Annotated in this window: 10 protein-coding genes and 1 tRNA gene; all 11 read left to right on the top strand. The window is 61.8% G+C overall.

Going from position 1 to position 7,284, the window contains the following annotated elements:
- Positions 1 to 167, top strand: a 167-nt coding sequence (locus NKI16_RS33630; protein ID WP_477327769.1) for an EF-Tu C-terminal domain-related protein, incomplete at its 5' end; no start/stop codon positions are given.
- Between the two features lie 159 nt (positions 168 to 326).
- Positions 327 to 2,012, top strand: coding sequence for a COG3904 family protein (locus tag NKI16_RS33635; RefSeq protein WP_352641807.1), 1,686 nt, complete (start codon positions 327 to 329; stop codon positions 2,010 to 2,012).
- A 96-nt stretch (positions 2,013 to 2,108) separates the two neighbouring features.
- The gene (locus tag NKI16_RS33640) at positions 2,109 to 2,591 is read left to right on the top strand and encodes a group II truncated hemoglobin (protein WP_352572472.1); all 483 of its coding nucleotides are present in this window, start codon (positions 2,109 to 2,111) and stop codon (positions 2,589 to 2,591) included.
- 128 nt (positions 2,592 to 2,719) lie between these two features.
- Positions 2,720 to 3,235 (top strand): hypothetical protein, encoded by a 516-nt coding sequence (locus NKI16_RS33645; RefSeq protein ID WP_352572474.1) that lies wholly within the window; start codon positions 2,720 to 2,722, stop codon positions 3,233 to 3,235.
- Between the two features lie 77 nt (positions 3,236 to 3,312).
- A tRNA-Trp gene (locus NKI16_RS33650) sits at positions 3,313 to 3,388 on the top strand.
- Positions 3,389 to 3,751: 363 nt separating this feature from the next.
- Positions 3,752 to 3,955: a preprotein translocase subunit SecE gene (secE, locus tag NKI16_RS33655; RefSeq protein WP_023680439.1), complete on the top strand. Its 204-nt coding sequence runs from the start codon at positions 3,752 to 3,754 to the stop codon at positions 3,953 to 3,955.
- A gap of 27 nt (positions 3,956 to 3,982) precedes the next feature.
- Positions 3,983 to 4,510: a transcription termination/antitermination protein NusG gene (gene nusG, locus NKI16_RS33660; RefSeq protein ID WP_006333333.1), complete on the top strand. Its 528-nt coding sequence runs from the start codon at positions 3,983 to 3,985 to the stop codon at positions 4,508 to 4,510.
- Positions 4,511 to 4,669: 159 nt separating this feature from the next.
- The gene (gene rplK / locus NKI16_RS33665) at positions 4,670 to 5,098 is read left to right on the top strand and encodes a 50S ribosomal protein L11 (protein ID WP_023680440.1); all 429 of its coding nucleotides are present in this window, start codon (positions 4,670 to 4,672) and stop codon (positions 5,096 to 5,098) included.
- 4 nt (positions 5,099 to 5,102) lie between these two features.
- Positions 5,103 to 5,801: a 50S ribosomal protein L1 gene (gene rplA, locus NKI16_RS33670; RefSeq protein ID WP_023680441.1), complete on the top strand. Its 699-nt coding sequence runs from the start codon at positions 5,103 to 5,105 to the stop codon at positions 5,799 to 5,801.
- A 392-nt stretch (positions 5,802 to 6,193) separates the two neighbouring features.
- Positions 6,194 to 6,712, top strand: coding sequence for a 50S ribosomal protein L10 (rplJ, locus tag NKI16_RS33675; protein ID WP_008875657.1), 519 nt, complete (start codon positions 6,194 to 6,196; stop codon positions 6,710 to 6,712).
- Between the two features lie 54 nt (positions 6,713 to 6,766).
- The gene (gene rplL / locus NKI16_RS33680; RefSeq protein WP_023680442.1) at positions 6,767 to 7,144 is read left to right on the top strand and encodes a 50S ribosomal protein L7/L12; all 378 of its coding nucleotides are present in this window, start codon (positions 6,767 to 6,769) and stop codon (positions 7,142 to 7,144) included.
- Positions 7,145 to 7,284: the final 140 nt, after the last annotated feature.

The raw sequence follows: 7,284 nt of genomic DNA on the forward strand, positions 1-7,284 counted from the left end.
GCATCGTGTCGCTGCCGGAAGGCACCGAGATGGTGATGCCGGGCGACAACATCACCGTCGATGTCGAGCTGATCGTGCCGATCGCCATGGAAGAGAAGCTGCGCTTCGCCATCCGTGAAGGCGGCCGCACCGTCGGTGCCGGCATCGTCGTCACCATCAAAGAGTAGTCGCCGGCGCTGCCGGTTGAGATCGGATGCAAAGGGGCGGTCTTCGGGCCGCCCTTTTGATTCCGATATTCTGGCAATGGATTAACCGCATTGCTTCAAATCCTGTTGCAAGCGCCTCTGCCATAACTAGTATAGGTTGCATCGAGGGGGGCTGCCCGAATGGTTCCATGGCGCCGTTTGCATAGTCAGGCATGGTGGTCGCTAGGGCTGATCTGCCTGGTGTCGTTGCTTGCCATGGGCCACGCTGCCTTCGCGGCGGATGCAAAAAAATCCACGCCGGAAAAATCCGCGCCGGATTTCGGCCCGACGATGCGGTTCGTCGTCGTGCGCAGCAGCGCGCCGGGCTGCGAGCCGACCTGTCCGGAATGGATATCGGCGGAAGGCTCGATAGAAGCCGGCACGCCGGCCCTGTTCAAACGCGCGCTGAAAGCGCTTGGCGGCCGAAAGCTGCCGATCGTCGTCGATTCCCCCGGCGGCAATGTCGAAGCGGCGCTGACACTTGGTCGCCTGATCCGCAAGAATAAGCTCGATATCGCTGTCGGTAAAACCGGCTTCGTCGGCTGTCTGCCAGATATGAAGAACTGCAAGGAAAACGACGGCAAGGGCGCCCGTTATTTCGGCGATGCCTATGCCAACGGCGCCATCTGTAATTCCGCCTGTCCGTTGATGTTTTCCGGTGGCATCCGGCGCGTGGTCGGGGAATGGGCCTTTCTCGGCGTCCATCAGATCACCACGACCTATATCCGGACGAAATTGCTGTACCGCACCACTTATCGCATGGTGAAAGGCAAGAAGAAGATACTCAGCACCAGGGTCGTCAGCCGGAAGAACGCCGGCAGCTACAAGACCTACGAAATGAACAAGCCGCTGGAGCGGAAGCTGGCGGCCTATCTGAAGGAGATGGGCATCGGCCTGGGCGTGCTCGAGACCATGAAAAGCACGCCGGCCAGCAGCATCCAGCAACTGGTTCCCTACGACATGCTGCAAATGAATCTCGTCACCAGCCTGGACGCCGTCGACTTGCTGATCGCGCCAACGCTATGCCGATCCAATCCGTTGCCGGCGAGTTGCAGGGAGGTGCCGGCGCCGGCGAATATCACGAAGCCGGCCGGCGAAGTGGTGGCGAAAGCCGAGCCTGCACCCGCAGGGCTCGAAACCCCGCGGCCGAAGGAGGTCGCAGACATGCGCTTCGTCCTGGTCCGCGGCAGCAACCCGCTTTGCAATCCAAACTGCCCGGAATGGATCTCGGCCGAAGGCGCGATTGCGCCTCAGACCCCGCAGAAGCTGCGCCAGTTGCTCGCCATGCTTGGCAACCGACGGCTGCCGGTGGTGGTCAGCTCACAAGGAGGCGACCTGTTCAGTGCTCTGGCGGTGGGGCGACTTATCCACGAAAAGAAGCTCGACATCGCCGTCGCCCGCACCGATTTTGTTGGCTGCGACCCGGGAGAGTGGAGTTGCTTGGCTAAAGAGGGCGCCTATGCCGGCCTGACCGTCGATTCGGGAGCGGTATGCGATTCGGCGTGCGCGCTCATGCTTGCCGGCGGCGTCAGACGGTTTGTCGGTCCGCAAGCGCGGCTCGGCATGTACCTGATGGGACAGCAGCAGATAATTAAGCCCTATCTCGAGGACATGGCGATTGGTCCCGGTCTGTTCGCCGCGCTCGAGCAGCGCTCGGTCGAGCGCCAGCTCGAACCCGACCTAATGCTGAAGGTTGGACTGACGACGGGGCCGCAATCGGTGGACGCGCTGACGGGCGCCACCATCTGCAAGCCGTCGCCGAAGCCCGACAACTGCCGCGTTCTGCCGTCCGCCAGCGCCGAGGCAGAGACGCCGGCGAAGCTTTAGCGCAACCTTGCACTGGCCATCGAGGCAGGTTGAGCGGCGCTCGATGTTTCCGCTATCGTCCAGCGCGGTTGAAGTCCAGCATGGGAGGGATCGCGAATGAGCCAGGATGTCCCGACATTGTTTGAATGGGCAGGCGGCACCGAAGCGCTGAACCGCCTGACCCAAGCCTTCTACGACAACGTCTCTCGGGACCCCATCGTCGGGCCGGTGTTCAAACACATGTCGCCGGATCATCCCGCTCACGTCGCGGCTTTCATCGGCGAAGTTTTTGGTGGACCGAAAACCTACAGCGAAAAGCACGGCGGCCATCGCGAGATGGTGATGCACCATCTCGGCAAGCATCTGACCGAGGAGCAGCGCCGGCGCTGGATCAACCTTCTCGCCGACGCCGCCGACGAGGTCGGCCTGCCTGACGATCCCGAATTCCGCTCGGCCTTCATGGCCTATGTCGAATGGGGATCGCGGCTGGCCAGGATGAACTCCAACAAGGGCCCGACCTGCGATCCCGAGACGGAACCAATGCCGGCCTGGGGTTGGGGCGTGCCCGGCGGGCCTTACAAGCCGCCTTCGGGAACCTGACCGGGCGCAAACGGTCGAAAACCTGCCGGCCAGGAAAACGGGTTGCTATGGAGGTTTCGGTCCTCCAGGCTAACGGCTTGAGACCGCCGTCGACTGGCGGGGCCACATTGAAAACCGGAGGCTTTGCGATGAGATCGGAAGGCAAGAAAAATTCAGACAGCGTCTTTGACAGCGACCGCGGAGTCCGAAATCCGTTTGGCGTCATGGACGTCCCCTCTCCCGACGACGAGGAGGTGTCGGCGTTCGCCGCCGGCGTGAAACTGGAGGGAACTGCAAGCGATGAAAATGCCGAGGCCTGGGGCACCGAAAGCGACCGCGACCGCAACGACACCATCGAAGGCAGCTGGTCCAGCCGTTGGAACGGCGGTGCCGATCCCACGATTCCAGGCGACAGCAAGGATAAATGGAAGTCTGGCCGGGGCGAGGTGAAGACGGCGGGAGAGAGAGTTTACCTGCTGTTCGATTGGCATAATGGCGTGCGCAAGGGGCTCATCGATGCCCGGCGCCATGGTGCGAAAGGGCTGGTGGGAAAATACATCAATCTGACCGACCCAAAAATCGTGCGTCCCTGGGTCGGCTTGATCGTCAGCAATCAACGGATCGACGGGAAATGGCCGGGAGGACGCCTGGACTTTCGAAGATGAAGGCCGGGTAGCGCACGTCGCTCTTTACAGAGCGCGCGGAAGCTTTTAGGAAGCGCCTGCTGCGCCGACATGCGCATACGGGCATAGCTCAGTTGGTAGAGCGGCGGTCTCCAAAACCGCAGGTCGTAGGTTCGAGCCCTGCTGCCCGTGCCATTCTTTGAATGGATACCTAAAACGATTCTTTTGCAGTGCGGCCTTTGAAAATCGGCTTGTGACTTGCCATATGGCATAAGTTGCGGCATAAGGGCCGCATAGCCGGGACGGGACGACTGGATGGTTCCGAGGCGGCGTTTGGCCATAAAGCGGACACTTGCCACTTGCGTGGATCAAGAATCGGTTTTATGTAGACGAAACAGACACGCGACGCGTGGAGCTGGGAAGCCGGCTTTACGCGTCTGATTTGCATGGGCGAAATGATTGCGCTGATTCGGCGCGAACGCACGCTCAAGCGGCACGTCCCGGCCAGCGGGATCATCCAGGAGACCCGGCCAACGGGTCTTGCAGACAGAGCGGCATATGGCTTCGAAAACCACAAATCCTTTCACCTTTCTCCAGCAGGTTCGCGCGGAGACCGCCAAGGTCACTTGGCCGTCGCGGCGCGAAACGATGATCTCGACGGTGATGGTCCTTGTGTTCGCGGTCATCGCGATGATCTTTTTCTTTACCGCAGACGTGGCCATGGGCTTTGCGGTCGAAAAAATCCTCGGCCTCGGACAGTAAGTCCGGCGATTACGGAGAAGTCTTGAAATGACCGCGCGGTGGTACATCGTCCACGCCTACTCGAACTTTGAAAAGAAGGTCGCCGAGGACATCGAGAACAAGGCCAAGCAGAAGGGCCTGTCCGCCGACATCGAGCAGATCGTGGTGCCGACCGAGAAGGTCGTCGAGATCCGCCGCGGCCGCAAGGTCGATGCCGAGCGCAAGTTCTTTCCGGGCTATGTGCTGCTGAAAGCCAATCTGACCGACGCCGTGTTCTCGCTCGTCAAGAACACGCCGAAGGTCACCGGTTTCCTGGGCGACTCCAAGCCGGTGCCGATCACCGAAGCCGAGGCCCAGCGTATCCTGAACCAGGTTCAGGAGGGCGTCGAGCGGCCGAAGCCGTCGGTGACGTTCGAGATCGGCGAAGCGATCCGCGTTTCGGATGGACCATTCGCGTCCTTCAACGGTTTCGTCCAGGAAGTGGACGAAGAGCGGGCGCGGCTCAAGGTGGAAGTTTCGATCTTCGGGCGCGCTGTGCCGGTCGATCTGGAATTCGGACAGGTCGAAAAGGGCTGATCCGAAATCCCTGCACCGGTTTCGGCGGCAGGGAAGGCGGCGCGGAGATCGCGCGGCCAAAAACGGGTGGGAGGCGAATGCGGCTTTAGCCGGCCGCACGGACCGCACCACCAGACTGCAACCGCCGGCAAGACGGCATGAGAAAAGGCAGGAAGAGAGATGGCTAAGAAAATTGCAGGCCAGCTCAAGCTCCAGGTTTCCGCGGGATCGGCCACGCCGTCGCCCCCGATCGGCCCGGCGCTTGGTCAGCGTGGCATCAACATCATGGAGTTCTGCAAGGCGTTCAACGCGCAGACCCAGGAAATGGAAAAGGGCTCGCCGGTTCCGGTCGTCATCACCTACTACCAGGACAAGTCGTTCACCTTCGTCATGAAGACGCCGCCGGTGAGCTACTTCCTGAAGAAGGCCGCCAACCTGAAGTCGGGCTCGAAGGAGCCGGGCAAGGTCAAGGCCGGCACGATCGGCCGCGACAAGGTGCGCGCCATCGCCGAGCAGAAGATGAAGGATCTGAACGCAAACGACGTCGAGGCGGCCATGCGCATGGTCGAGGGCTCCGCCCGCTCGATGGGTCTGGAAGTGGTGGGCTGAGATCATGGCAAAGATTGCAAAGCGTGTATCGAAGACCCGCGAAGGCATCGATCCCAACAAGGCGTACGCTTTGGGTGAGGCGCTGAAGCTGCTCAAGGATCGCTCCTCGGTGAAGTTCGACGAGACGATCGAAGTCGCGATGAACCTCGGCGTCGACCCGCGCCATGCCGACCAGATGGTCCGCGGCGTGGTCAATCTGCCGAACGGCACCGGCCGCAGCGTTCGCGTCGCCGTCTTCGCGCGTGGCGACAAGGCCGAGGAGGCCAAGGCCGCCGGCGCCGACATCGTCGGAGCCGAGGATCTGGTCGACATCGTCCAGAAGGGCACGATCGACTTCGACCGCTGCATCGCCACGCCGGACATGATGCCGCTGGTCGGCCGTCTCGGCAAGGTGCTCGGTCCGCGCGGCATGATGCCGAACCCGAAGGTCGGCACCGTAACCACCGACGTTACCGCCGCCGTCAAGGCATCGAAGGGCGGCGCCGTCGAGTTCCGCGTCGAGAAGGCCGGCATCGTTCACGCCGGCGTCGGCAAGGTCTCGTTCGACGTCAAGGCGCTGGAAGAAAACGTCCGCGCCTTCGCTGACGCGGTGACCAGGGCAAAGCCGGCTGGTGCCAAGGGCAACTACGTCAAGAAGGTGTCGGTCACCTCGACGATGGGCCCGGGCCTCAAGCTCGACGTCTCGACGCTCGCAGCGTCCTGATACGAACAATTGGATCGGCCGCTAAAACGCTGATCCGTGAAAGAATTCCGGGCCTCCGACCTGTCGGCGGCCCGGTACCGGAAGTCGAAAGGCTTCCGGACATCCTGTCCGAGATTGCAGGCGGCCCCCAAGCCTTAGGTGATGTGGGCCTTAATTCATGCGGGCCTGCATGAGACGGGTGAAGACCGGACAAAGGAGCGAAAGCTCCAATGAAAGGTTCGAACCGTGTTTGCCTTTTGTCTGCGCACCGTCCGGCTTGCCGGCAGGTGTGGCGAAAGGGGGCAGGATCCTCGAGCGTCGTTCGGGAGATCCGTTACTGGATGGCCCGGCCGGCAAAAAGGCAACCCGACGCCTGTCCTTCGTAGAGGGCAGGGGTCAACTGGAGATAGGCAGTGGACAGAGCGGAAAAACGCGAACTCGTCACGGGCCTGAATGATGCGTTTTCAAGCGCTGGTTCAGTCGTCGTGGCCCACTACGCCGGTATCACCGTCGCGCAAATGAACGACCTTCGGTCGAAAATGCGCGCCGCCGGTGGCACCGTCAAAGTCGCGAAGAACCGTCTCGCCAAAATCGCTCTTCAGGGCACGGACTCCGCATCGATCATCGAGCTGTTCAAGGGACAGACGCTGATCGCCTATTCGGAGGATCCGATTGCGGCGCCGAAGGTCGCGTCCGATTTCGCCAAGGGAAATGACAAGCTCGTCATTCTCGGCGGCGCAATGGGTACCACCTCGCTCAATGCCGACGGTGTGAAGGCACTCGCCACACTTCCGTCGCTCGATGAGCTGCGCGCCAGGCTGGTTGGCATGATCGCCACGCCGGCAACCCGGATCGCCCAGATCGTCAATGCGCCTGCGGCTTCGGTCGCGCGCGTCATCGGCGCTTACGCCCGGAAGGACGAGGCGGCATGAGGCCGTTCCTCGCTATCACAAACACACGTTCGAACCTTATGAAGGAACATTGCAATGGCTGATCTGGCAAAGATCGTAGACGACCTTTCGAAGCTAACCGTCCTCGAGGCGGCCGAGCTGTCGAAGCTTCTTGAAGAAAAGTGGGGCGTTTCCGCCGCTGCTCCGGTGGCGGTTGCCGCTGCCGGCGGCGCTGCGGCCGCTGCTGCTCCGGTCGAGGAAAAGACGGAATTCGACGTCGTCCTCACCGAGGCAGGCGCTCAGAAGATCAACGTCATCAAGGAAGTTCGCGCCATCACCGGTCTTGGCCTCAAGGAAGCCAAGGACCTGGTCGAGGCGGCTCCGAAGCCGGTCAAGGAAGCCGTTTCCAAGGCCGACGCGGACAAGTTCAAGGCCCAGCTGGAAGCAGCCGGCGCCAAGGTCGAACTGAAGTAAGCGTTGAGTACCGGCGGGCGGGGGCGCGCCGTGCCCCCCGCCATTAGGGGGGGAGGGGGGGGGGGTAACGCCAAGAGTGGCTAAAACAATTTTCATGGGGCCCCCAACCGGCCGTAAGGGAAACGGGTTTGTGCCGGTTT

This window comes from Mesorhizobium sp. M0698 (assembly GCF_040320455.1).
In the GTDB taxonomy this organism is placed as follows: domain Bacteria; phylum Pseudomonadota; class Alphaproteobacteria; order Rhizobiales; family Rhizobiaceae; genus Mesorhizobium.

Coding starts and splice junctions, on each gene's coding strand:
- NKI16_RS33635 (WP_352641807.1), top strand. CDS start 327: ATGGTTCCATGGCGCCGTTTGCATAGTCAGGCATGGTGGTCGCTAGGG.
- NKI16_RS33640 (WP_352572472.1), top strand. CDS start 2,109: ATGAGCCAGGATGTCCCGACATTGTTTGAATGGGCAGGCGGCACCGAA.
- NKI16_RS33645 (WP_352572474.1), top strand. CDS start 2,720: ATGAGATCGGAAGGCAAGAAAAATTCAGACAGCGTCTTTGACAGCGAC.
- secE (WP_023680439.1), top strand. CDS start 3,752: ATGGCTTCGAAAACCACAAATCCTTTCACCTTTCTCCAGCAGGTTCGC.
- nusG (WP_006333333.1), top strand. CDS start 3,983: ATGACCGCGCGGTGGTACATCGTCCACGCCTACTCGAACTTTGAAAAG.
- rplK (WP_023680440.1), top strand. CDS start 4,670: ATGGCTAAGAAAATTGCAGGCCAGCTCAAGCTCCAGGTTTCCGCGGGA.
- rplA (WP_023680441.1), top strand. CDS start 5,103: ATGGCAAAGATTGCAAAGCGTGTATCGAAGACCCGCGAAGGCATCGAT.
- rplL (WP_023680442.1), top strand. CDS start 6,767: ATGGCTGATCTGGCAAAGATCGTAGACGACCTTTCGAAGCTAACCGTC.